The following is a 22,827-nucleotide window of genomic DNA, read 5'->3' on the forward strand; positions in this document are numbered from 1 at the left end:
AGCGATGACGGACAGTCAGACTGTGACGGTTCCGGCCCAGGCCGCCTCGCCCGACCGCGAGCCCCTGCTCCGGGTCACCGGGTTGACCCGGCACTTCCCCGTCACCAAAGGACTGCTGAAGCGCCAGGTCGGCGCGGTCCGCGCGGTCGACGGCATCGACTTCGAGGTGAAGGCCGGCGAGACCCTCGGCGTGGTCGGCGAGTCCGGCTGCGGCAAGTCCACCATGGGCCGCCTGGTCACCCGCCTCGACGAACCCACCGCGGGGAAGATCGAGTTCGAGGGCGTCGACATCACCCACCTCGGCACCGCGGCGATGCGCCCGCTCCGCCGGGACATCCAGATGATCTTCCAGGACCCGTACTCCTCGCTGAACCCCCGGCACACCGTCGGCACCATCGTCGGCGCGCCCTTCCGCCTGCAGAAGGTCGCCACCGAGGGCGGCGTGAAGAAGGCGGTCCAGGAACTCCTGGAACTCTGCGGCCTCAGCCCCGAGCACTACAACCGCTACCCGCACGAGTTCTCCGGCGGCCAGCGCCAGCGCATCGGCATCGCCCGGGCGCTCGCCCTCCGCCCCAAGATGATCGTCGCCGACGAGCCGGTCTCCGCCCTCGACGTCTCCATCCAGGCGCAGGTGGTCAACCTGCTGGACGACCTGCAGAACGAACTCGGCCTGACCTACCTGATCATCGCCCACGACCTCTCGGTGGTCCGGCACGTCTCCGACCGGGTCGCGGTGATGTACCTCGGCAAGGTGGTGGAGATCGCCGACCGCGACGCGCTCTACGCCCGGCCGATGCACCCCTACACCAACGCCCTGATGTCGGCCGTTCCGGTGCCGGACCCGCGACGCAAGGAACAGGGCGGGCGCGAGCGCATCCTGCTCACCGGCGACGTGCCGTCCCCGCTCAACCCGCCCTCCGGCTGCCGCTTCCGCACCCGCTGCTGGAAGGCGCAGGAGGTGTGCGCGAGCGAGGAACCGCCGCTGGCGGTGGTGAAGACGGGGCACCAGGTGGCCTGCCACTTCCCGGAGAACGCCGCCGAGTAGGCCGAGGCCGGACTGTCCGCACCGCGTGACACAGTGGCGCCCGTGCTTCAGATCGCGGTGCAGGACAGGTCCGGGCGGGTCGCGGTGCGGCCGTCCGAGGAGGAACTCCTCGACCTGGTGCGGGACATGGGCGCCCGGCCGGGCTGCTTCCTGGTGCTGCAGCGGGTCCCCGACCTGCCCGACACCTACGCCCAGGCCTGCCCCGAGCGCGGGGCCTGGACGGTCGAGTACCGGGACGGCCGGCAGTCACGGCACTACGGAACCCGGGTCGACGACCTGGAGCGGGTCGCCGCGCTGCTGGCCGGCTGGGCCCGCCAGGACGCGGAGTGGCATGCCGGCGCCCGCTGGGAGCGGATCGACTTCGGGCCGGACCCGGAGCCCGCGCCGCTGGAGCTGCCCGAGGAGGACCGGCGGATCCTGGTCGAGGACGTCCGGCGGTCGCTGGTCGGCGGATACCCCACGCCGGCCGGGGCGGCCCGCGCGGTCCGCGACGCGTGGCCGACGGTGACGGAGGAACAGGCGAAACAACTGGTCGACCGGCTGTGGCTGGAGCGGGTCGCCGAGCAGCGCAGCTGGGTCGGCGAGACCGACCCGGAGCGGCTGACCAGGGCGTTCGCGGCACTGGAGTCCACCGGCATCACGGCCAGGGAGGACTTCACCTGCTGCCGCAGCTGCGGCCACGCGGAGATCGGCGCGGAGAACGAGAACGCCCGGGGTTTCGTCTACTTCCACCGGCAGGGCACCGAGGCGGTGGCGGGCGGCGGCGCGCTGGCGCTGTACTTCGGCGGCTTCGACGGCTCCGAGGAGACCACCGCGGCCGTCGGCCGCGAGGTGGTCGAGGCGCTGACGGCAGTCGAACTGACGGTCCGTTGGTCGGGCGACCCCGGTCAGGCGATCCGGGTGACCGACCTGGACTGGCGGCGGCGACTGGTCGGCTAGCCCGAGCGCGGCAAGGCTGTCCTTCGTCCGGCGCAGCGGCCGGTGCGAGCTGTTGCCCGGTGGATCGCGGGTGCCTTGACTGGAGCGGAACGTCCCGGCTCCCGTGTGAGGGTAGGTCACCATGCTGTCGGCCCGCAGTCTGTTCCAGGAGATCCACGACGACGACCAGGCGTTCCGGTTGTTCTGCTCGATCGCCGCGAAGGGGGAGGGCCAGGGCGGCTGGGAGAACGGGCGGATCGCCCGGCTGGTGCCCGATCAGGAGCTGGCGCCGAAGGTGGCGCGGCACGGGGCCGACGAGGACAAGCACGGGCGGATCTTCAAGGCCCTGATGCACAAGCGCGGGCTGGCCGAGCGGGACGTCCCGGACGACACCGACTACACGATGATCCTGGAGCGGCAGGGGATCGGGCTGGCGCACTCCCGGCTGCGCCGCGACGAGCCGCTGACCGAGCAGGACGTGATCACGTACCTGGCGCACAGCCGGGTGACCGAACAGCGGGCGTCCGAGCAGATGCTGATGCTGAAGAAGATCTTCGGGGACCACCCGGAGCTGGGCCGCGCGGTGCGGATGATCTCCAACGACGAGGACAACCACCTGGCGTTCTGTCACGAGGAGCTGCTGCGGCTGGCGTACCACGGGCACGGGCGGGCGATCCTGGACACCCTGCAGACCACCGCCCGCGCGGAGATCCGCACCTACCGGGACGTCAGTCTCGCGGTGATGGCCCACCTGGGGGAGCTGCTGCGCTGGCCGAAGGCGAAGTCGGCGGCGCTGGCGGCGGGCATCCACGCCGTGTACGCGTACGAACGGGCCGGCGGCTGGCGGCGGATGACGACCCTGAAGATGCCCGAGCGGCTGAACGCGCTGGGCGGGCCCGTGCCGCACGAGTCGTTCGCCTGACCGCCCGGCGGCCGGCCACCGGGGACCGGCATGGACACTGACCAGGTGACTTCCGAGATCTTCCCGCACAACGTCCAGCAGATCCTCGACCTGGTGGGCATCTTCGTGTTCGCGCTCTCCGGCGGCCTGATGGCGGTCCGCAAGAACATGGACATCTTCGGCATCTGCGTGCTGGCCGAGGCCACCGCGCTGGGCGGCGGCGTGCTGCGGGACCTGGTGATCGGGGCGCTGCCGGTGGCCGCGTTCACCAGCCTCGGGTACTTCAGCACGCCGCTGGTCGCCGGGGTGGTGGTGTTCTTCCTGCACCCCCAGGTGGAGCGGATCACCCGCGCGGTGATGGTGCTGGACGCGGCGGGTCTCGGACTGTTCTGCGTGACCGGCACCATCAAGGCGCACGACTACGGGCTCGGCTCGGTCCCCTCGGTGGCCTGCGGCATGCTGACCGCGGCCGGCGGCGGCGTGGTGCGCGACATGCTGGCGATGGAGCCGCCCTCGCTGCTGCGCTGGGACCGGGAGATCTACGCCGTCCCGGCGCTGGTCGGCTCGGCGATCGTGGCGATCCTGATCGCGGCCGGGCAGCTGACCCCGCTGAACGCCTCGCTGGCCGCCGTCGCCGCCTTCGCGATGCGGATGCTGGCGCTCAGGTACGGCTGGCGCGCACCTCGTGCTTGGCACCGCAACGGTTCTCGCACCAGCGAGGAGTAGGGGACCCGCCGTACGCCAGCGAGATCGCCTCGACGGTGCAGAGCAACTCCGGCAGCAGCTTGCTGAGCTCGGTCACCGAGGCGACCCGGACCGGGGCGGAGATCGAGCAGGCGGCGATGGCGGTGCCCTCGGTGCCGGCGATCGGGGCGGCGATGCAGTTCACCGTCTCCTGGTACTCGGCCTGGTCCACCGCCCAGCCGCGGCGGCGCACCTCGGCCAGCTCCACCTGGAACGCCTCCGGGCTGCGGATGGACTGCGGGGTGCGGGCCGGGAACTCCACCTCGGCGAGGAACGCCGCCAGCTTCTCCGCAGGCAGGTCGGCGAGCAGCACCTTGCCCGCCGCGGTGGCCACCGCCGGGGCGCGCTTGCCGATCCGGCTGGCCTCGCCTAGCCAGCTGCGGCCGTGGTCCGGGTACTTGGCCTCGACCTTGTCGAGGTACAGCACCTCGTCCTCCTCCAGCACCGACAGGTGGACGGTGTGCCCGTAGCGCTCGTTCAGCACCGCCAGGTACGGGGCGGCCACCTGGCGGATGTCGATGCCCTCCAGGGCCTGGTGGGCGAGCGCGAACAGCCGGCCGCCGAGGCGGTAGCGCTGGTCGGACTGGCGGTGGACGAACCCGTGCTCCTGCAGGGTGCGCAGCAGCCGCAGCGCGGTGGACTTGTGCACCCCGATCTTCGCGGCGGCCTGCTCCAGCGACGCCGGGCCCTCGCCGAGCGACGCCAGGATGGTCAGCGCGCGGTCGACCGTCTGGGACACGGCCCCTCCCCTCTCACAGCAGCGTGGCCGGAAGGCTAACGGCGCGTTGCAGAGGGTGCAATGGCCAAATCGTGACTCTTCGGCCGCCTACACTGGTTCCCGCTATGGCTTACCTCGATCACGCCGCCACGACCCCGATGCTGCCCGAGGCGATCGCCGCGATGGCGGCGCAGTTCGGCGCCGTCGGCAACGCCTCCTCGCTGCACGCCGCGGGCCGGCGCGCCCGCCGGGTGGTCGAGGAGTCCCGCGAGTCGCTCGGCGAGTCGCTGGGCGCCCGCCCCAGCGAGATCGTGCTGACCGCGGGCGGCACCGAGTCCGACAACCTCGCCGTCAAGGGCCTGTACTGGTCCCGGCGGGACGCCGACCCGGCCCGGCGGCGGGTGCTGAGCAGTCCGATCGAGCACCACGCGGTGCTGGACGCGGTGCACTGGCTGGCCGAGCACGAGGGCGCCGAGGTCGAGTACCTGCCGGTCGACGCGCTCGGCCGGATCCACCCGGAGGCGCTGCGCGAGGCGATCGAGCGGGCCCCGGAGACGGTCGCCCTGGTCACCGTGATGTGGGCCAACAACGAGGTCGGCACCCTCCAGCCGATCCGCGAACTCGCCGCCGTGGCGAGCGAGTTCGGCATTCCGATGCACTCCGACGCGGTGCAGGCGCTGGGCCAGGTCCCGGTCTCCTTCGCCGACTCCGGGCTGACCGCGCTGACCGTCACCGGCCACAAGGTCGGCGGCCCCTACGGCGTCGGCGCGCTGCTGCTGGCCCGCTCCGCCGCGCCCGTCCCGCTGCTGCACGGCGGCGGGCAGGAGCGCGACGTCCGCTCCGGCACGCTCGACGTGCCCGGCTCGGCGGGCTTCGCGGTGGCCGCCGCGCTCGCCGTGGAGCGCCGCCCGACGTACGCGGCCCAGGTCGGCGCGCTCCGGGACGAGCTGGTCGCGGTGGTGCGCGCGGCCGCGCCCGAGGCCGTCCTGAACGGGGACCCGTCCGCCGCCGGGCGGCTGCCCGCCAACGCGCACTTCTCGTTCCCCGGCTGCGAGGGCGACGCGCTGCTGATGCTGCTGGACGCGGCCGGCGTGGAGTGCTCGACCGGCTCGGCCTGCTCGGCGGGCGTCCCGCAGCCCAGCCACGTGCTGCTGACGATGGGCGTCGACCCCGAGCTCGCCCGCGCCTCGCTGCGCTTCTCGCTCGGCCACACCTCCACCGGCGCCGACGTCGCGGCGCTGGCCGCCGCGCTGCCCGGCGCGGTGGAGCGGGCCCGACGGGCCGGGCTGGTGCGCGCCACGCGCTGATTCCGTCCCTGGCGGAACCATCTGCTCCCGGACGTATTCTGGGGGCATGAACGCACCCCTTCCCGAGCGCACCGTCCGTGACCTCACCGGGCTGCTGGTGCAGGCCGGCCACGCCATGAACACCCGGCTGTCGCTGGCGCTGGCCGAGATCGACAGCTCCCCGCGCAAGCACTGCGTGCTGCTGCACGCCCTGGAGGCCGAGCGCACCCAGTCGCAGCTGGCCGCGATCGCCGGCCTGGACAAGACCACCATGGTGGTCACCGCCGACGAGCTGGAGCGCGACGGCCTGGCCGTGCGCCGCCCCTCGGCCACCGACCGGCGGGTGAAGGTCATCCAGGTCACCCCGGCCGGCGCGGAGCTGGTGCGCCGCGGCGAGGTGATCGTGGACCGGGTGCACGGGGAGGCGCTCGGCGAGCTGTCGCCCGGGGAGCGGCAGGTGTTCGTGGATGCGCTGGACCGGCTGCAGCACGCGGCGGAGTTCCCGATGGTCGGGGAGGGCGGGGTGGTGCGGAAGCCGCGCCGGGCCCGGCAGGGCTGACCGCGCGCGGCCGTCCCGCTTTAGATCGTCTATTACAAAACTATCTGCTACGGTCTCTCTTATCGGGATCGCGCGTCCGCGCATCCCCCGGGGAGGGAGAGACCCATGTCCGAACACTCGCCGCGCGCCCGCTGGCTGGCCCTCGCGGTGGTCTGCGCAGGGATGCTGATGGTGATCCTGGACGGCTCCATCACCACCGTCGCGCTGCCCGCCATCCAGCGCGAACTGCACTTCGGCCCGGCCGGCCTGGCCTGGGTGGTGGACGCCTACGTGATCGCCTTCGGCGGGCTGCTGCTGCTCGCCGGCCGCCTCGGCGACCTGCTCGGCCGCCGCCGGATCTACCTCGCCGGAATCGCCGCCTTCACCCTCGCCTCCGTGCTGTGCGGCCTGGCCGGGAGCCCCGCGACGCTGATCGCCGCCCGCTTCCTGCAAGGCGCCGGCGGGGCGATGGCCTCCGCCGTCGGCCTCGGCATGGTGGTCGCGCTGTTCCCCGAACCCGCCGAACGCGCCAAGGCGTTCGGGGCGGTCAGCTTCACCGGCGCGGCCGGCGCCTCCATCGGCCAGGTGCTCGGGGGCATCCTCACCGAGGGCCTCGGCTGGCACTGGATCTTCTTCATCAACCTGCCGATCGGCGCCGCCGCACTGCTGGCCGGCCGGCGGCTGCTCGCCGACGACCGCGGCCCCGGCCTGAAGGCCGGCGCCGACGCCCCCGGCGCGGTGCTGGTCACCGGCGGCCTGATGCTCGGCGTCTACACCATCGTCGAGGGCGGCGCGGCCGGCTGGACCTCCGCCCGCACCCTCACCGGCGCCGCCGTCGCGCTCGCCCTGCTCGCCGCCTTCCTGCTCCGGCAGACCCGCACCGCCACCCCGCTGCTGCCGCTGCGGGTGCTCGCCCGGCGCACCACCGCACTCGCCAACCTGATCCAACTCCTCATGGTGGCCGCCCTGTTCGGGTTCCAGATCCTGCTGGCGCTGTACCTGCAGCAGATCCAGCACTACGGCGCCCTCGCCACCGGACTGGCCATGCTGCCCGCCGCCCTCACCATCGCCACCGTCTCGCTGCTGCTCGCCGCCCGGACCATCGCCCGGCTCGGCGAACGCCGCACCCTGCTGCTCGGCCTCGCCCTGCTCACCGTCGGCATCGCCCTGCTGACCCGGCTCCCCGCCGGACACCTGGACTACGCCGTCGACGTCCTTCCCACCATGCTCAGCGCCGCCGGGTTCGGACTCGCCATCACCGCGCTCACCGCCCTCGGCATGGCCGACGCCCGCCCCGAGGACGCCGGGCTGCTCTCCGGCCTGCTCAACACCACCCAGCAGGTCGGCGCGGCGCTCGGGGTCGCCGTCCTGACCGCGCTGGCCGGGTCCGGGAGCGGCGTCGGCGGCTACCACCTGGCCTTCGGCACCGGCGCCGCCCTGCTGCTCACCGCCCTGCTGCTGGCCCTCGCGCTGCCCCGGCACCGCCCCGCCGCCCCCGCCGAGGCCGAGCAGCCCGTCCTGGTGCACAACTGACCGTCGGGCCGGTGGTCGGACCCCGTTACGCTGGAGGCACCATGACTGACTTCCCCGGCGCCCCGACCACCCCGTCCACCGGCCGTCTGCGCGTGCTCGCCGCGATGTCCGGCGGCGTCGACTCCGCCGTCGCCGCCGCCCGCGCCGTCGAGGCCGGGCACGAAGTGACGGGCGTGCACCTGGCCCTCGCCAGCAACCCGCAGTCCTTCCGCACCGGCGCCCGCGGCTGCTGCACCCTGGAGGACTCCCGGGACGCCCGCCGGGCCGCCGACGTGATCGGCATCCCGTTCTACGTCTGGGACCTCGCCGAGCGCTTCCGCGAGGACGTCATCGAGGACTTCGTCGCCGAGTACGCCGCCGGGCGCACCCCCAACCCGTGCCTGCGCTGCAACGAGAAGATCAAGTTCGCGGCCCTGCTCGACAAGGCGATCGCGCTCGGCTTCGACGCCGTCTGCACCGGCCACTACGCCCGGATCGTCGACCACCCCGACGGCACCCGCGAACTGCACCGCGCCGTCGACGCCGCCAAGGACCAGTCCTACGTGCTCGGCGTCCTCGACACCGAGCAGCTCGCCCACTCGCTGTTCCCGCTCGGCGACACCACCAAGGACGTCATCCGCGAGGAGGCCGACCGGCGCGGCCTGGCCGTCGCCAAGAAGCCCGACAGCCACGACATCTGCTTCATCACCGACGGCGACACCCAGGGCTTCCTGGCCGAACGCCTCGGCACCGCCACCGGCGACATCCTCGACGCCGACGGCACCAAGCTCGGCGAGCACGACGGCGCCTACGGCTTCACCATCGGCCAGCGCAAGGGCCTGCGGCTCGGCCGCCCCGCCGCCGACGGCAAGCCCCGCTACGTCCTCGACATCTCCCCGGTCGACAACACCGTGACCGTCGGCCCCGTGGACGCGCTCGACGTGCACGCCCTCACCGCCATCCGCCCCCGCTGGTGCGGCACCCCCGCCGTCGGCGAGGGCCGCTACACCGCCCAGCTCCGCGCCCACGGCGAAGAGGTCCCGGTGACCGCCGTCCTGACGGACGACCAGCTGCACGTCCGCCTCGACACCCCCGCCCGCGGCATCGCCCCCGGCCAGGCCGTGGTCCTCTACGACGGCACCCGGGTGGTCGGCTCCGCGACCATCGCGAGCACCGAACGGGCCGTCGCGGTCTAGCCGGGGCCGGCGGCGCGGGGGCCCGAAAGGCGTTGGCCCGGGCGAGCGGGGCGGTGATAGGACTGGAGCACTATGAACATCACGGTCTTCTGCTCCGCGAACCTGCTCGACGCCAAGTACACCGCCCCGGCGGCGGAGTTCGCCCGGCTGCTCGGCGAGGCGGGCCACACGCTGGTGTGGGGCGGCTCGCACGCCGGGCTGATGGGGCAGCTCGCGGACGGCGTGAAGGAAGCCGGCGGCCGGCTGGTCGGGGTCTCGGTGGAGTTCCTGCGGCACAAGTCGTACGAGGGCGCGGACGAGCTGGTGACGACGCCCGACCTGGCCGTCCGGAAGGCCGAACTGCTGGCGCGCGGCGACGCGCTGGTGGTGCTGGTCGGCGGGCTCGGCACGCTCGACGAGGTCACCGAGGTGCTGGAGCTGAAGAAGCACGGCCACCACGACAAGCCGGTCGTCCTGCTCGACACCGAGGGCTTCTACCAGGGCCTGCGCCTGCAGCTCGAACGGATGGACGCCGAGGGCTTCCTGCCGCGCCCGCTGGCCGAGCTGGTGGCCTTCGCGCAGACCCCCGCCGAGGCCCTCGCCCACCTGACCGCCGACCGGATCTGAGGAAACAGCCATGGGTGTCCACCTGATCACCGGAGCGGGCTCCGGCATCGGCGCCGCCGTCACCGAACGGCTCGCCGAACGCGGTGAGGAACTGTGGCTGCTGGCCCGCGACGCGCGCCGCGCCGCGCAGCTGCGCGAGCGCCACCCCGCCGCGAAGACGCTGGTCGGAGACCTCGACGACCCCGCCAAGCTGTCCTGGGCGTTCGGGCACCAGGCCCTCCCGGTGGAACTCGACTCGCTGCTGCACATCGCCGGCGTGGTCGAGCTCGGCGAGATCGGGGAGACCCCCGTCAAGGCCTGGCAGCAGCAGCTGAACGTCAACACGATCGCGCCCGCCGAGCTCACCCGCCTGCTGCTGCCCTCGCTGCGGCTGGCCCGCGGGCACGTCGTCTTCGTCAACTCCGGGGCCGGGCTGCGCGCCGACCCGACCTGGGGCTCGTACGCGGCCAGCAAGTTCGCGGTGCGGGCGCTGGCGGACGCGCTCCGCCAGGAGGAGCACGGCAACGGCGTCCGGGTCACCACGGTGTACCCCGGGCGGACGGCCACACCGATGCAGCTGAAGGTGCACCAGCAGGAGGGCAAGGAGTACGACCCGTCGCGCTGGATCGCCCCCGAGTCGGTGGCCACCGCGGTGCTCACCGCGCTCGACCTCCCGCGCGACGCCGAGATCACCGAGATCACCGTCCGCCCCGGGCGGTGAGGGCCGCCTCCGGGGCTGCGCGCGCTTCGCCGGGCCGGCCGTTGCGTACGCTCTGCCGTGTGACTGACGTGGACGTTTTCGCGGAGCTGGCCGGGGCGGCGACCGGGGTGGGGTCGATGCCCGGGGGGGATGTGCGGGACATGGCCCGGGGGGTGACGGCGGAGCTGGAGCAGCTGCCGTTCCTGCCGGAGCTGCCGGGCCGGGGGCCGGGGGCCGACATGATCGGGCGGGGGGCGGGCCTGCTGACCGAGCTGTTCGTGCAGACGGAGCCGAGCGGGTGGCGGTTCACCGACCGGCCCGGGCGGGACACCAAGCGGGCGGTGTCCTGGCTGGGGGAGGACCTGGACGCGCTGGAGGAGTACACCCAGGGGTACGCCGGCCTGCTGAAGGTGCAGGCGGTCGGGCCGTGGACGCTGGCCGGGTCGATCGAGTTGAAGTACGGCGAGAAGGCGCTCAGCGATCCCGGCGCGTGCCGGGACATCGCCGGCTCGCTGACCGAGGGCCTGCGGCGGCACCTGGCCGACGTCCGCCGCCGGGTCCCGGGCGCGACCGTGGTGCTGCAGCTGGACGAGCCGCTGCTGCCGGCGGTCCTGGCCGGCTCGGTGAAGACGGCCAGCGGGTTCCAGCGGCTGCGGGCGGTCGACCGTCAACTCGCCGAACAGGCCCTGCGGGACGTGGTCGAGGGCGTGGACGCGCCCGTGCTGGTGCACAGTTGCGCGCCGGAGGTGCCGATCCCGCTGCTGCGCCGGGCCGGCGTGGCCGGGATCAGCCTGGACTTCGGTCTTCTGACGGAGCGTGACGACGACGACCTGGGCGAGGCGGTCGAGGGCGGGACGCTGATCCTCGCCGGTGTGGTGCCCTCCACTGACGCGGAATCGTCGGACCCGGCCGGTAGTGTCCAGGGTGTCAGGACGTTGTGGCGCAGGCTGGGGCTGGCGCCCGAGCTGCTGGGCCGCCGGGTGGTGGTGACGCCGACGTGCGGGCTGGCGGGGGCGTCCCCGGCGTACGCGCGGCGGGCACTGGCCGCGGCGGTGCGGGCGGCCCGGAGCCTGGTGGACAACCCGGAGTGACGAGCGAGGAGGACGGCGCGGTGGCGGCTGTGGAGGGCTGGGAGGAGATCCCGGCGGAGGTGCGGACCCGGCACGCCGAGCTGGCGACCGAGATCGAGGAGCACCGCGCCCGGTACTACGACCAGGACGCGCCGACCATCAGCGACGGTGAGTTCGACGCCCTGATGCGGGAGTTGGAGGCGCTGGAGGCCGAGCACCCGGCGCTGGTGACGCCGGATTCGCCGAGCCAGAAGGTCGGCGGCGGGGTGAACGAGCAGTTCGCCTCCGTGGTGCACCGGGAACGCCTGCTCAGCCTGGACAACGCGATGGACGAGGAGGAGCTGGCCGCCTGGGCGGAGCGGGTCTCCACCGAGCTGTCCGGCATCGACTACCACTACCTGTGCGAGCTGAAGGTCGACGGCTTGGCAGTCAACCTCACCTACCAGCGCGGTGACCTCGTGCTGGCCGCCACCCGCGGCACCGGCACGGTTGGCGACGACATCACCGCCAACGTCCGCACCATCCAGGGCATCCCGCACCGGCTGCAGGGCGAGGACCTGCCGGAGCTGGTGGAGATCCGCGGCGAGGTGTACCTCTCGAACGAGGCGTTCGATGCGCTGAACGCGTCCATCGCGGAGGAGAATGAGCGCCGCCGTCTGGCGAACGTGGAGCGCGCCGCAGCGAACAAGCGGCTCCTGGCGATGGCCAAGCTGTACATGAACCCGCGGAACGCAGCCGCCGGCTCGCTGCGGCAGAAGGACCCGCTGGTCACCGCTTCTCGCGGGTTGCGGATGGTGGTGCACGGCATCGGCGCCCGGGTCGGCTTCGACATCGACAACCAGTCGCACGCGTACCAGCTGCTGCACGACTGGGGCCTGCCCACCGCCAAGCACAACAAGGTGGTCGGGACGCTCGACGAGGTGCGGGCGTTCATCAAGCACTTCGGCGAGCAGCGGCACTCGGTCGAGCACGAGATCGACGGCGTGGTGGTCAAGGTCGACGAGATCGCCCTGCAGGGCCGGCTCGGCTCGACCTCCAAGTCGCCGCGCTGGGCGATCGCCTGGAAGTACCCGCCGGAGGAGGTCACCGGCAAGCTCGCCGAGATCAAGATCGGCATCGGCCGCACCGGTCGGGCCACCCCGTACGCGATGCTGGCCGAGCCGGTGAAGGTGGCCGGCTCGATGGTGCAGTACGCCACCCTGCACAACCAGCAGGTGGTCAAGGCCAAGGACGTGCTGCTCGGTGACACCATCGTGCTTCGCAAGGCCGGCGACGTGATCCCGGAGATCCTCGGCCCGGTCTACGGGGACCGGGACGGGAGTGAGCGGGAGTTCGTGATGCCCGCCGAGTGCCCGGAGTGCGGCAGCGGGCTGCGCCCGATGTCCGAGGGCGACATCGACCTGCGCTGCCCCAATGCCCGGTATTGCCCGGCGCAGATCCGCGAGCGGATCGCCTTCCTGACCGGCCGCCAGTGCCTGGACATCGAGGGCCTCGGCTACGTCGCGGCCACCGCGCTCACCCAGCCGCTGGCGCCCGCCGAGGCGCCGGTGCGGGACGAGGGCGACATCTTCTCGCTGACCGAGGAGCAGTTGCTGCCGATCAAGGTGCTGGTGCGCGACCCGAAGACCGGCATGCCGAAGCCGGACGACAAGACCGGCAAGGAGAAGGAGGTGTTCTTCTTCGCCACCACGGCCGGCGTGCCGAAGAAGAACACCGGGGTCCTGCTGGAGAACCTGGCCGCCGCCAAGGACCGCCCGCTGTGGCGCTTCCTGAACGGCCTGTCGATCCGGCACGTCGGCCCGGTCGCCGCCCAGGAGCTGGCCCGGGAGTTCCGCGACCTGGACCGGATCTTCGCCGCCGACGAGGCCGAGCTGGCCGCCGCCGAGGGGGTCGGCCCGACCATCGCCCGCTCGATCAAGGAGTGGTACGCGGAGGAGTGGCACCGGGAGATCCTGGAGAAGTGGCGCGCCGCGGGCGTGGTCTTCACCGAGGAGGCCGGTGAGGAGCAGGGCGAACGCCCGCTGGAGGGCCTGACCGTGGTGGTCACCGGCACCCTCGCCGGGCACACCCGGGACGGCGCCAAGGAGGCGCTGACCTCGCGCGGGGCGAAGGTCACCGGTTCGGTGTCGAAGAAGACCCACTTCGTGGTGGTCGGCGACAACCCGGGCTCCAAGTACGACAAGGCGGTGCAGCTGGGTGTCCCGGTGCTGGACGACGCCGGTTTCGCCGTGCTGCTCGAACAGGGCTCGGACGCCGCTCGGGCCCACCTGGGACTGGAACCGGCCGCCGGCAAGGAACCGGCCGGCGGCGGGAGTGCGGACGCAGCGGAAATTGCCGGAGAAGGGACGACGAAGGCGGTTTCCTGACGGGTCGTTATCGTCCTGATGCCGCGTCAGTCGGGTGTTCGAGAGCGAAATCGGGCATTGTGTCACTGAGTAGCGCGCGGATATGACGTTGCGCTCAGAGGTGACCGGAAAGTGCGCCCGCACAGCGGGCACCGGCTTACCCTGGGCGCTACGAACTGTCAGCAGGAGTGTGTGGCACCGGTTTCGCGGCCGGCGCCCCGGGGACACGCCCTCGTCTGACGTCCACCGGCACCTCTGAGGAGAGGGGTGCCTCACCGTGAGGCCACCCCGTCGGGGGCGGGCCCGACGGAGGACTGGGCTTATGGATCGTACGACCGGCGGCGCGCCCACACGCCCGCCGCAGGGGGTGGCAGGGGCGGTCCTGCTGCTCGGCGTGCTGCTGGCCGGGGCTGCGCCGCTCATCCCGCTGGCCGTCCTGGTGTACCGCTACGAACCCGAACTGCTGCCGCTGTTCGCGGTTCCCCTGGCCGTGCTGGTCGCCGCCTGGCGGATCGCCCGCGACCGGGCGCGGGACCAGCTCACCGACCCGCTCACCGACCTGCCCAACCGGCAGGCCCTGCTGATCGCCACTCAGGAAGCGCTGGCCAAGCACGAGGCGGAGCCCGGCTACAGCGTCGGGCTGATCCTGCTCGACCTGGACCGCTTCCGGTCGCTCAACGACGCCCTCGGCCACACCGCGGGCGACCGCCTGCTGGTGCACATCGCCCGCCGCCTGCACCGCGCCCTGCGCACCGGCGCCGGCCACGCCAAGGACGGCGAGGACGGCTCCGCGCTGCCCCCGCCGGTCCGCCGCGGCGAGCGCCCGGTGGTGGCCCGGATGGGCGGCGACGAGTTCGCCGTGCTGCTCCCGGGCGTCGGCAGCCCCGAGGTGCTGGAGCGCGTCGCCAAGGCGCTGATCGCCGAACTGGCCGCCCCGATCCGGCTGGACGGGCTGCTGCTGGTGCTGGAGGCCAGCGCCGGGGTCTGCGTCTACCCGACGCACGCCCAGGACGCAGAATCGCTTCTGCGGCGCGCCGACGTGGCGATGGGCCACGCCCAGCACAGCCGCAGCGGCGTCGAGCTCTACGACGAGTCCCGCGACCTCGACACGCCGTACCGGATCGGTCTGCTCGGCGACCTGCGGCGCGCCATCGAGATGAACGAGGTGCAGCTCCACTACCAGCCCAAGGTCGCCTTCGACGGCAGCGTGGTCGGCCTGGAGGCCCTGGTCCGCTGGGACCGCCCCGGGCAGGGCCGGGTGCCCCCCGACGAGTTCATCTCGCTCGCCGAGTCCTCCGGGCTGATGCCCCGGCTCACCGACTACGTCCTGGAGAGCGCCGTCGGGCAGATCGCCCGCTGGCGTCACCAGGGACTGATGGTGCCCGTCGCCGTCAACGTCTCGCCGCGCGACGTCCTCAATCCGGGCTTCGCGTCCCGGGTGGCCGGCCACCTGACGCGGCACCAGGTCCCGGCCGAGGCCCTGCAGCTGGAGATCACCGAGCGGCTGCTGCTCGACGACAGCCGGCGCGCCGCCGACACCCTCGCCGAGCTGCGGCGCTACGGCGTGCGGATGTCCCTCGACGACTTCGGCACCGGGCACTCCTCGCTGGTCCGGCTGCGCAGCCTGCCGGTCGGCGAGCTGAAGATCGACCGGTCCTTCGTCTCCCGGATGGTCGCCGACGACCACGACGCGGCGGTGGTCCGCTGCTCCGTGGAGCTCGCCCACTCGCTGGGCCTCACCGTGGTCGCCGAGGGCGTGGAGGACGACGAGACCTGGGAGCGCCTGCACGACCTGGGGGTGGACGCGGTGCAGGGCTGGCTGGTGTCGGCGGCCCTCCCGGCGGACCAGGCGACGGCCTGGCTGCTGGTCCGACGCACCGGGGCCCCGCCGGTCGAGTCGCTGCCCAGGTAGCCGCTCGTGAGGTCCGTCCGGGGAGGGTGGTGCTCTCCTCGGGCGGACTTCGCCGTCCCTGCGGGGGCCCGCGCGGTTCCCCGCGCCCCTGGCCGCGTCCGTTCTGCCCATAGGATGGGCCTCCAGACCGAAAGGACGGGTGTGCGCAGAGCCGCCCGGTCTACCAGAACTCACCCTTGAGGATCGCTGCATGCCTGGCATCACGCGCGAGGAGGTCGCCCACCTCGCCCGGCTGTCGCGTCTGGAGTTGCAGGCGGAGGAGTTGGACCACTTCGCCGAGCAGCTCGACGTGATCATCGGCGCGGTCGCCCGCGTTTCCGAGGTCGCGGGGCAGGACGTCCCGCCGACCTCCCACCCGCTTCCGCTCACCAACGTGATGCGGGCGGACGAGGTGCGACAGTCGCTGACCCCGGAGCAGGCGCTGTCCGGCGCCCCGGCGAGTGAGGACCAGCGTTTCCGCGTGCCGCAGATCCTCGGGGAGGACTGACCGAGATGACCGAGCTGATCAAGTACACGGCCGCCGAGACGGCCGCCGCGATCGCCAAGGGCGAGGTCTCGGCGGTCGAGGTCGCCCAGGCCCACCTGGACCGGATCAACGCCGTCGACAAGAAGGTCAACGCCTTCCTGCACGTCGACGGCGAGGGCGCGCTGGCCGCGGCCCGCGGCGTGGACGAGAAGCGCGCCAAGGGCGAGCAGCTGAGCCCGCTCGCGGGCGTGCCGCTCGCGCTGAAGGACGTCTTCACCACCAAGGGCATCCCGACCACCTGCGGGTCGAAGATCCTCGAGGGCTGGGTGCCGCCGTACGACGCCACCCTGACGAAGCGTCTGAAGGACGCGGACGTCGTCATCCTCGGCAAGACCAACATGGACGAGTTCGCGATGGGCTCCTCCACCGAGAACTCGGCGTACGGCCCGACCGGCAACCCGTGGGACCTGACCCGGATCCCGGGCGGCTCCGGCGGCGGCTCGGCGGCGGCGCTGGCCGCGTTCCAGGCGCCGCTGGCGATCGGCACCGACACCGGCGGCTCGATCCGCCAGCCCGGCGCGGTGACCGGCACGGTGGGCGTGAAGCCGACCTACGGCTCGGTGTCCCGGTTCGGCCTGGTGGCGTTCTCGTCCTCGCTGGACCAGGGCGGCCCGTGCGCCCGCACCGTGCTGGACGCGGCGCTGCTGCACGAGGCGATCGCCGGCCACGACCCGCTGGACTCCACGTCGATCGACGCGCCGGTGCCGGCCGTGGTCGCGGCCGCCAAGATGCGCGACATCCGCGGCATGCGGGTCGGCGTGGTCAAGGAGTTCGCCGGCGAGGGCTACCAGGCCGGTGTGATGCAGCGCTTCAACGAAGCGGTGGAGCTGCTGCGCGAGCTGGGCGCCGAGGTCGTCGAGGTGTCCTGCCCGTCGTTCACGCTGGCGCTGCCCGCGTACTACCTGATCGCCCCGTCCGAGGCCTCCTCCAACCTGGCCCGGTTCGACGCGATGCGCTACGGCCTGCGGGTCGGCGACGACGGCACCCGCTCCGCCGAGCAGGTCACCGCGCTGACCCGGGAGGCCGGCTTCGGCGACGAGGTCAAGCGCCGGATCATCCTCGGCACCTACGCGCTGTCCTCCGGCTACTACGACGCCTACTACGGCTCGGCGCAGAAGGTCCGGACGCTGATCTCCCGGGACTTCGACGCCGCCTTCGCGGGCGTGGACGTGCTGGTCTCCCCGACCACCCCGACCACCGCCTTCCCGATCGGCGAGCGCGCCGACGACCCGATGGCGATGTACCTGGCCGACCTGTGCACCATTCCCTCGAACCTGGCGGGCAACGCGGCCATGTCGCTGCCCTGCGGGCTCGCCCCGGAGGACAATCTCCCGGTCGGCCTGCAGATCATCGCCCCCGCGATGGCGGACGACCGCCTGTACCGCGTGGGCGGGACCGTCGAGGCCGCGCTCAACGACAAGTGGGGTCACACCCTGCTGGAGGAGGCACCGGCACTATGAGCAAGATCGAGAAGGCCAAGGGCTGGAAGCACTCGAAGCCCGGCCTGTGGCTGTCCATCGGCACCAGCGCGTTCGGCGCGATCTCCATCGCCAAGGACGTCCGCCACGCCCGCGAGGACAACGACACCCTCAAGCTGATCAACGCCCTGGTCGGCGCCGCCGCCCTGATCACCGGCACCGCGCTCCTCGTCCGCGAGCTCAAGCGGCTCGGCGACGACGACGTCCTGTTCGGCTGAACCTCCATGACTGAAGAAGGGACGCTGTGAGCGTCATGAGCCTGGTCTCCTACGAGGAGGCTCTCGCCTCGTACGACCCGGTGATGGGCCTTGAGGTCCACGTCGAGCTGGGTACCAAGACCAAGATGTTCTGCGGCTGCTCCACCGAACTCGGTGCGGAGCCGAACTCGCAGACCTGTCCGACCTGTCTGGGGCTGCCGGGTTCGCTGCCGGTGGTCAACGCGGTCGGGGTGGAGTCGGCGATCCGGATCGGTCTCGCGCTGAACTGCGAGATCGCGGAGTGGTGCCGGTTCGCCCGGAAGAACTACTTCTACCCGGACATGCCGAAGAACTTCCAGACCAGCCAGTACGACGAGCCGATCGCCTTCAACGGCTACCTCGACGTGCAGCTGGAGGACGGCGAGGTCTTCCGGGTGGAGATCGAGCGCGCCCACATGGAGGAGGACACCGGCAAGTCCACCCACGTCGGCGGCGCAACCGGCCGCATCCACGGCGCGGAGTACTCGCTGCTGGACTACAACCGGGCCGGCATCCCGCTGATCGAGATCGTCACCAAGCCGATCGAGGGCGCGGGCCACCGGGCCCCCGAGGTGGCGAAGGCGTACGTCGCCGAGCTGCGCGAGCTGATCAAGGCGCTGGGCGTCTCCGAGGCCCGGATGGACAAGGGCCAGATGCGCTGCGACGTCAACCTGTCGCTTCGCCCCAACGGCACCTCGACGTTCGGCACCCGCAGCGAGACCAAGAACGTCAACTCGCTGCGCAGCGTGGAGCGGGCCGCCCGGTTCGAGATCCAGCGGCACGCCACCGTCCTCGCCGACGGCGGGACGATCGTCCAGGAGACCCGGCACTTCCACGAGGAGGACGGCTCCACCACGGCCGGCCGGATCAAGGACAACGCCGAGGACTACCGGTACTTCCCGGAGCCCGACCTGGTGCCGGTCGCCCCGGCCCGGGAGTGGGTCGAGGAGCTGCGGCAGGGTCTGCCGGAGCTGCCGCGGGTGCGCCGGGCCCGGCTGCAGGCCGAGTGGGGCCTGACCGACAAGGACATGCAGTCGGTGCTCAACGCCGGTGCGGTGGAGCCGATCTCGGAGACCATCGCGGCCGGCGCCCCCGCCGACCAGGCCCGCAAGTGGTGGATGGGCGAGCTGGCGCGGCGCGCCAACGAGACCGGCACCGAGCTGTCCGAGCAGCCGATCACCCCGGCCCAGGTGGCCCGGGTGTGCGCGCTGGTCGCCGAGGGCAAGCTGAACGACAAGCTGGCCCGCCAGGTCATCGAGGGCGTCCTCGCGGGCGAGGGCGAGCCGGACGAGGTGGTGGAGAAGCGCGGCCTGGCCGTGGTCTCCGACGACTCGGCGCTCGGCGCGGCCGTCGACCAGGCGATCGCCGACAACCCGGACGTGGCGGCGAAGATCCGCGACGGCAAGGTGCAGGCGGTCGGCGCGCTGGTCGGCGCGGTCATGAAGACCACCCGCGGGCAGGCCGACGCGGCGCGGGTCAAGGACCTCATCCTGGAGCGGCTTGCCGCGTAAGGATCATCGAGCACAGCCTGGAGAAGCTGGCCTGAGGCCGGACCGGCCGGTCTGAGGCCCCCTTAGGCCGCCGTCGGCGGTTCGCGGGGGGTCCTTAGGCGAATTCCCGACGTGCCCGTCCCCGTAAGGGGGCGGGCACTCGTGTTTCCCCGGCCGGGCGGGCCCCAGGATGAGGAGGGTGACCGATGTGACGGACCCCCCTTGGAGCGGAAGCTGGACGCAGGACGCAACGAGGGGAAGCAGAACATGTACGAGTACGAGATCTTCAAGGGCCGGGAACGCGAACTGCACGGCCGGGCCGCCGCCGAGCGCCTCGCCCGCGAGGCCGTGGCCGCGCACGGGTCCGTCGGGCTGCTCGGGCGAGTGGCCCGGGCGGTGCGCCGGGAGGCGTCGCCGCGGGTCGCCAAGTCCGGCACCGCGGGCGCCCGTTCGGGTGCCGCCGCCGGCTGTGCCTGATGGTCGGGCGGCCCGTCCCGACCGGGCGCCGGGATAACCGTTCGGCTGTGTTCGAGGTCTGTGGGATGCTCACCGGCATGGAGCAGTCAACGGTCAGCCCGGTGTTCGTCGGACGGGGTCGGGAGACCGACGCGCTCGGAGCCGCGCTGCGGCGTGCGGCCGCGGGGGAGCCGCACGCCGTGCTGATCGGCGGCGAGGCGGGCGTCGGCAAGACCAGACTGGTCGAGGAGTTCCTGCAGCAGGCGGACGAGGGCGGTGCGGTCACCGCCCTCGGCGCGTGTCTGGAGGTCGGCGCGGAGGGCCTGCCGTACGGCCCGTTGGCGGGGGCGCTGCGCCGGCTGCACCGGCGGCTGGGGCCGGAGCTGGAGCGGGCGGCGGCCGGACTGGAAGGCCATCTGGCCCGCCTGCTGCCGGACTTCGGCGAGGCGGACGGGGAGTCCAACGACGAGTACGGCCGGGCCCGGCTGTTCGAGCACACCGCCCGGCTGTTCGAGCGGCTGACCGCCGAGCGGACGCTGGTGCTGGTGGTCGAGGACCTGCACTGGTCGGACCGCTCCACCCGGGAACTGCTGGCCTACCTGATCCGCACCCTGCACGGCTCCCGGGTGCTGATCGTCGCCACCTACCGCACCGACGACCTGCACCGCCGGCACCCGCTGCGGCCCTTCCTGGCCGAGCTGGAGCGGCTGCGCACCGTGCAGCGGCTGGAGCTGGAGCGGCTCGACCGGCCCGAGGTGGCGGCCCAACTGGCGGGCATCCTGGGCACCGAGACGCTGCACCGGGACCTGGTCGACCGGATCCACCGCCGCTCCGAGGGCAACCCGTTCTTCGTCGAGGAACTCGCCACCGCGCACCGCTCCGGCTGCCTGGCCGGCCTCACCGAATCGCTGCGGGACATCCTGCTGGTGCGGGTCGAGGCGCTGCCCGACGACACCCAACGGATCGTCAGGATCGCTGCCGAGGGCGGCTCCCGGATCGAGCACGGCCTGCTCGCCGCGGTCGCCGCCGAGAGCGGCGCGGTGCCCGGCGAGGACGCGCTGATCACCGCGCTGCGCACCGCCGTCGGCGCGAACATCCTGCGGCCCGACACCGACGGCGAGGGCTACCGGTTCCGGCACGCGCTGGTCCGCGAGGCGGTCTCCGACGACCTGCTGCCCGGCGAGCGGCACCGGATCAACCTGCAGTTCGCCACCGTGCTGGAGGCCGACCCGGAGCTGGTCGGCGCCGAACTGCGCCCGGCCCGGCTGGCCGACTACTGGTACCACGCGCACCACCCCGCCCGGGCCCTGCCCGCGGCGCTGGACGCGGCCCGCGCCGCCCGGCGCCGCAACGCCTTCGCCGAGCAGCTGAAGATGCTGGAGCGGGCCCTGGAACTGTGGGACACCGTCTCCGAGGAGACCCTGGCCACCACGCTGCGCCCCTACGACTGGGCCGACACCTACCCGCCGTGCGCCTGCGACGAGGGCGACCACGACGCCTGCGACCGGCTCCGGCTGGTCGACGTGCTGGCCGAGGCGGTGGTCGCGGCCCGCCGGGCCGGGGACCGCGACCGCGGCCAGTCGCTGGCCCGGCGCGCCCTCGCGCTGGTCGACGAGGCCCGCAACCCGGCCCGGGCCGCCTGGTTCCGGCTGCAGCGCGCCCGGATGCTCGGCCACCTCAAGCGCAACGGCGCGATCGAGGAGATCCAGTACGCGCACCGGCTGGTGCGCGACCTCGGCCCGTCCGTGGTGCAGGCCGAGGCGCTCGCCCTGGAGGCCGCGCACGGCATGCTGCGCAGCCCCGGCCCCGAGGTGGTGGCCACCGCCGAACGCGCGGTCTGCATCGCCCGGCAGGTCGACGCGCCGTCCGTGCAGGTGCACGCCGAGATCACCCTCGCCGGGCTGCTCGGCGACTTCGGCGACCCCGAACGGGCCGTCACCCTGCTGTCGGAGGCGGTGGAGCGGGCCCGGCCGCTGGGCAACGACGACGTGCACACCCGCGGCCTGAACAACCTGTCCAGCCTGCTGCTGGCGTTCGGCCGCGCCGAGGAGGCCGCCGACGCCGCCCGGGAGGGACTGGAGGCCGCCCGCCGCAGCGGCCTGCTGCTCAACTCCGGCCCGATCCTCACCGGCAACCTCACCGAGGCGCTGCTCGCCGCCGGCCGCACCACCGAGGCCGCCGCCGTCCTCGCCGAGTGGAACGACAAGCCGGACTCCGACACCCACGGCGAGTTCATGGACCGGCTGCGCGGCGAACTCGCCCTGCTGCGCGGCGAGATCGCCGAGGCCGAGGCGCACTGGTCGGCCGCCCAGGCCAGCGGCGGCGACGGCGGCCAGCCGCAGCACGTGCTGCCCACCGCCGCCCTCGGCGTCCGGCTGGCCGCCCGCCGGGGCCGCCCCGACCAGGCCCGGGAACGGCTCGCGGCGGCCCTCGACGTCACCGCACCGGCCGGTCAGGACGGGCACCTGTTCCCGCTGCTCGGCCACGCGGCCGTCGCCGAGGCGGACCAGCACCCCCGCACCCCCGAGGGCGCGGCCGTCCTGGCCCGGATCGCCCGGGTCGCCGCCGGGCTCACCCCGCGCTGCGCCCTGGACCGCGGGTGGGCCGCGCTGATCGCCGGCGAGCTCGCCCACGCCGACGGCCGCCCGGCCGCCGGGCACCGGGAGCGGGCGCTGACCGAGCTGCGGGCCGCCGCGCTGCCCGGGCCGCTCGCCCTGGCGCTGCTGCGGGCCGGCGAGGAGCAGGCCGCGGCGGGCGCCCGCGAGGAGGCCGCCGGGCTGCTCCGGGAGGCCGCCGAACTGGCCCGCGCCCGGGGCGACCTGCCGACCCGTCAGGACGCCGAGCTGCTCGCCGAACGGCTCGGCCTGGCCCGCGAGGGCTCCGGCCGCCAGGGCGGCGACGCCGACGGCCTCGGCCTCACCCCGCGCGAGCGGGACGTGCTCCGCCTGCTGACGCTGGGCCGGACCAACCGGCAGATCGCCGAGCAGCTGTTCATCTCGCCGAAGACCGCGAGCGTCCACGTCTCGAACATCCTGGCCAAGTTGGCCGTCGGCGGCCGCGGCGAGGCCGCCGCGCTGGCCCACCGGCTGCGGCTGTTCGACGAGGAGCGCCCGGCCGTGGCCGGTTCCTGACGGTCCGTCGGGCCGCGAGCGCGGCCCGTTCCCGGTTCGA

General features: G+C 73.4%; 19 protein-coding genes and 1 pseudogene. 19 read left to right on the top strand and 1 reads right to left on the bottom strand.

Translation table 11 applies throughout. The features are described from left to right. Positions 1-4 precede the first annotated feature (4 nt). The 4 genes from BX266_RS22930 to BX266_RS22945 all read left to right on the top strand — a co-directional run bounded on the left by BX266_RS22930 (position 5) and on the right by BX266_RS22945 (position 3,590). Positions 5-1,045, top strand: a complete 1,041-nt coding sequence (locus BX266_RS22930) for an ABC transporter ATP-binding protein (protein ID WP_099902661.1) — start codon at positions 5-7, stop codon at positions 1,043-1,045. A 42-nt stretch (positions 1,046-1,087) separates the two neighbouring features. After that, a complete protein-coding gene (locus tag BX266_RS22935) occupies positions 1,088-1,984 on the top strand; it encodes a DUF6891 domain-containing protein (protein ID WP_099902663.1) in 897 nt (298 codons plus the stop codon). A gap of 121 nt (positions 1,985-2,105) precedes the next feature. After that, a complete protein-coding gene (locus BX266_RS22940) occupies positions 2,106-2,885 on the top strand; it encodes a hypothetical protein (protein WP_099902665.1) in 780 nt (259 codons plus the stop codon). A gap of 45 nt (positions 2,886-2,930) precedes the next feature. Beyond that, a complete protein-coding gene (locus BX266_RS22945) occupies positions 2,931-3,590 on the top strand; it encodes a trimeric intracellular cation channel family protein (protein ID WP_180290576.1) in 660 nt (219 codons plus the stop codon). Here BX266_RS22945 and BX266_RS22950 read toward each other — a convergent pair. After that, complete coding sequence (locus BX266_RS22950) at positions 3,526-4,347, bottom strand: IclR family transcriptional regulator (protein ID WP_099902669.1); 822 nt, start codon at positions 4,345-4,347, stop codon at positions 3,526-3,528. The two genes, BX266_RS22945 and BX266_RS22950, sit on opposite strands and share 65 nt — an antisense overlap. A gap of 104 nt (positions 4,348-4,451) precedes the next feature. Here BX266_RS22950 and BX266_RS22955 point away from each other — a divergent pair, with 104 nt between their 5' ends. The 15 genes and pseudogenes from BX266_RS22955 (at position 4,452) to BX266_RS23025 (ending at position 22,787) form a co-directional block, all read left to right on the top strand. Next, on the top strand, positions 4,452-5,633 hold the full coding sequence (locus BX266_RS22955; protein ID WP_099902671.1) for a cysteine desulfurase family protein: 1,182 nt from the start codon (positions 4,452-4,454) through the stop codon (positions 5,631-5,633). A 46-nt stretch (positions 5,634-5,679) separates the two neighbouring features. Next, positions 5,680-6,171: a MarR family winged helix-turn-helix transcriptional regulator gene (locus BX266_RS22960; protein ID WP_099902673.1), complete on the top strand. Its 492-nt coding sequence runs from the start codon at positions 5,680-5,682 to the stop codon at positions 6,169-6,171. 105 nt (positions 6,172-6,276) lie between these two features. Continuing rightward, positions 6,277-7,683, top strand: coding sequence for an MFS transporter (locus tag BX266_RS22965; RefSeq protein ID WP_099902675.1), 1,407 nt, complete (start codon positions 6,277-6,279; stop codon positions 7,681-7,683). A 41-nt stretch (positions 7,684-7,724) separates the two neighbouring features. Then, positions 7,725-8,858, top strand: a complete 1,134-nt coding sequence (mnmA, locus tag BX266_RS22970) for a tRNA 2-thiouridine(34) synthase MnmA (RefSeq protein WP_099902677.1) — start codon at positions 7,725-7,727, stop codon at positions 8,856-8,858. A 72-nt stretch (positions 8,859-8,930) separates the two neighbouring features. Beyond that, on the top strand, positions 8,931-9,464 hold the full coding sequence (locus tag BX266_RS22975; protein ID WP_099902679.1) for a TIGR00730 family Rossman fold protein: 534 nt from the start codon (positions 8,931-8,933) through the stop codon (positions 9,462-9,464). Between the two features lie 10 nt (positions 9,465-9,474). Further along, positions 9,475-10,164 (top strand): SDR family oxidoreductase, encoded by a 690-nt coding sequence (locus BX266_RS22980; RefSeq protein WP_099902681.1) that lies wholly within the window; start codon positions 9,475-9,477, stop codon positions 10,162-10,164. Positions 10,165-10,280: 116 nt separating this feature from the next. After that, positions 10,281-11,234, top strand: coding sequence for a methionine synthase (locus BX266_RS22985; protein ID WP_399171308.1), 954 nt, complete (start codon positions 10,281-10,283; stop codon positions 11,232-11,234). After that, positions 11,231-13,579 carry an NAD-dependent DNA ligase LigA gene (gene ligA, locus BX266_RS22990; protein WP_259464809.1) on the top strand — a complete coding sequence of 783 codons (2,349 nt, stop codon included), beginning with the start codon at positions 11,231-11,233 and terminating at the stop codon, positions 13,577-13,579. The genes BX266_RS22985 and ligA overlap by 4 nt, the downstream gene beginning before the upstream one ends. Before the next feature lie 364 nt (positions 13,580-13,943). Next, positions 13,944-15,583: pseudogene (locus BX266_RS22995) on the top strand (putative bifunctional diguanylate cyclase/phosphodiesterase); the annotation flags it as partial. A gap of 77 nt (positions 15,584-15,660) precedes the next feature. Beyond that, positions 15,661-15,957: an Asp-tRNA(Asn)/Glu-tRNA(Gln) amidotransferase subunit GatC gene (gatC, locus tag BX266_RS23000; RefSeq protein WP_030460841.1), complete on the top strand. Its 297-nt coding sequence runs from the start codon at positions 15,661-15,663 to the stop codon at positions 15,955-15,957. 5 nt (positions 15,958-15,962) lie between these two features. Next, the gene (gene gatA / locus BX266_RS23005) at positions 15,963-17,456 is read left to right on the top strand and encodes an Asp-tRNA(Asn)/Glu-tRNA(Gln) amidotransferase subunit GatA (RefSeq protein ID WP_099902687.1); all 1,494 of its coding nucleotides are present in this window, start codon (positions 15,963-15,965) and stop codon (positions 17,454-17,456) included. Next, a complete protein-coding gene (locus BX266_RS23010; RefSeq protein WP_099902689.1) occupies positions 17,453-17,692 on the top strand; it encodes a hypothetical protein in 240 nt (79 codons plus the stop codon). Before gatA ends, BX266_RS23010 begins: the two co-directional genes overlap by 4 nt. Positions 17,693-17,727: 35 nt before the next feature. Beyond that, positions 17,728-19,221, top strand: a complete 1,494-nt coding sequence (gene gatB, locus BX266_RS23015; RefSeq protein WP_399171309.1) for an Asp-tRNA(Asn)/Glu-tRNA(Gln) amidotransferase subunit GatB — start codon at positions 17,728-17,730, stop codon at positions 19,219-19,221. 201 nt (positions 19,222-19,422) lie between these two features. Beyond that, complete coding sequence (locus tag BX266_RS23020) at positions 19,423-19,677, top strand: hypothetical protein (RefSeq protein WP_259464810.1); 255 nt, start codon at positions 19,423-19,425, stop codon at positions 19,675-19,677. A 77-nt stretch (positions 19,678-19,754) separates the two neighbouring features. Continuing rightward, entirely contained in the window at positions 19,755-22,787 is a 3,033-nt protein-coding gene (locus tag BX266_RS23025) for a helix-turn-helix transcriptional regulator (RefSeq protein ID WP_259464811.1), read from the top strand. The last annotated feature ends 40 nt before the right edge of the window (positions 22,788-22,827 follow it).

Origin of the sequence: Streptomyces sp. TLI_171, from assembly GCF_003610255.1 — a bacterium.
Lineage (GTDB): Bacteria > Actinomycetota > Actinomycetes > Streptomycetales > Streptomycetaceae > Kitasatospora.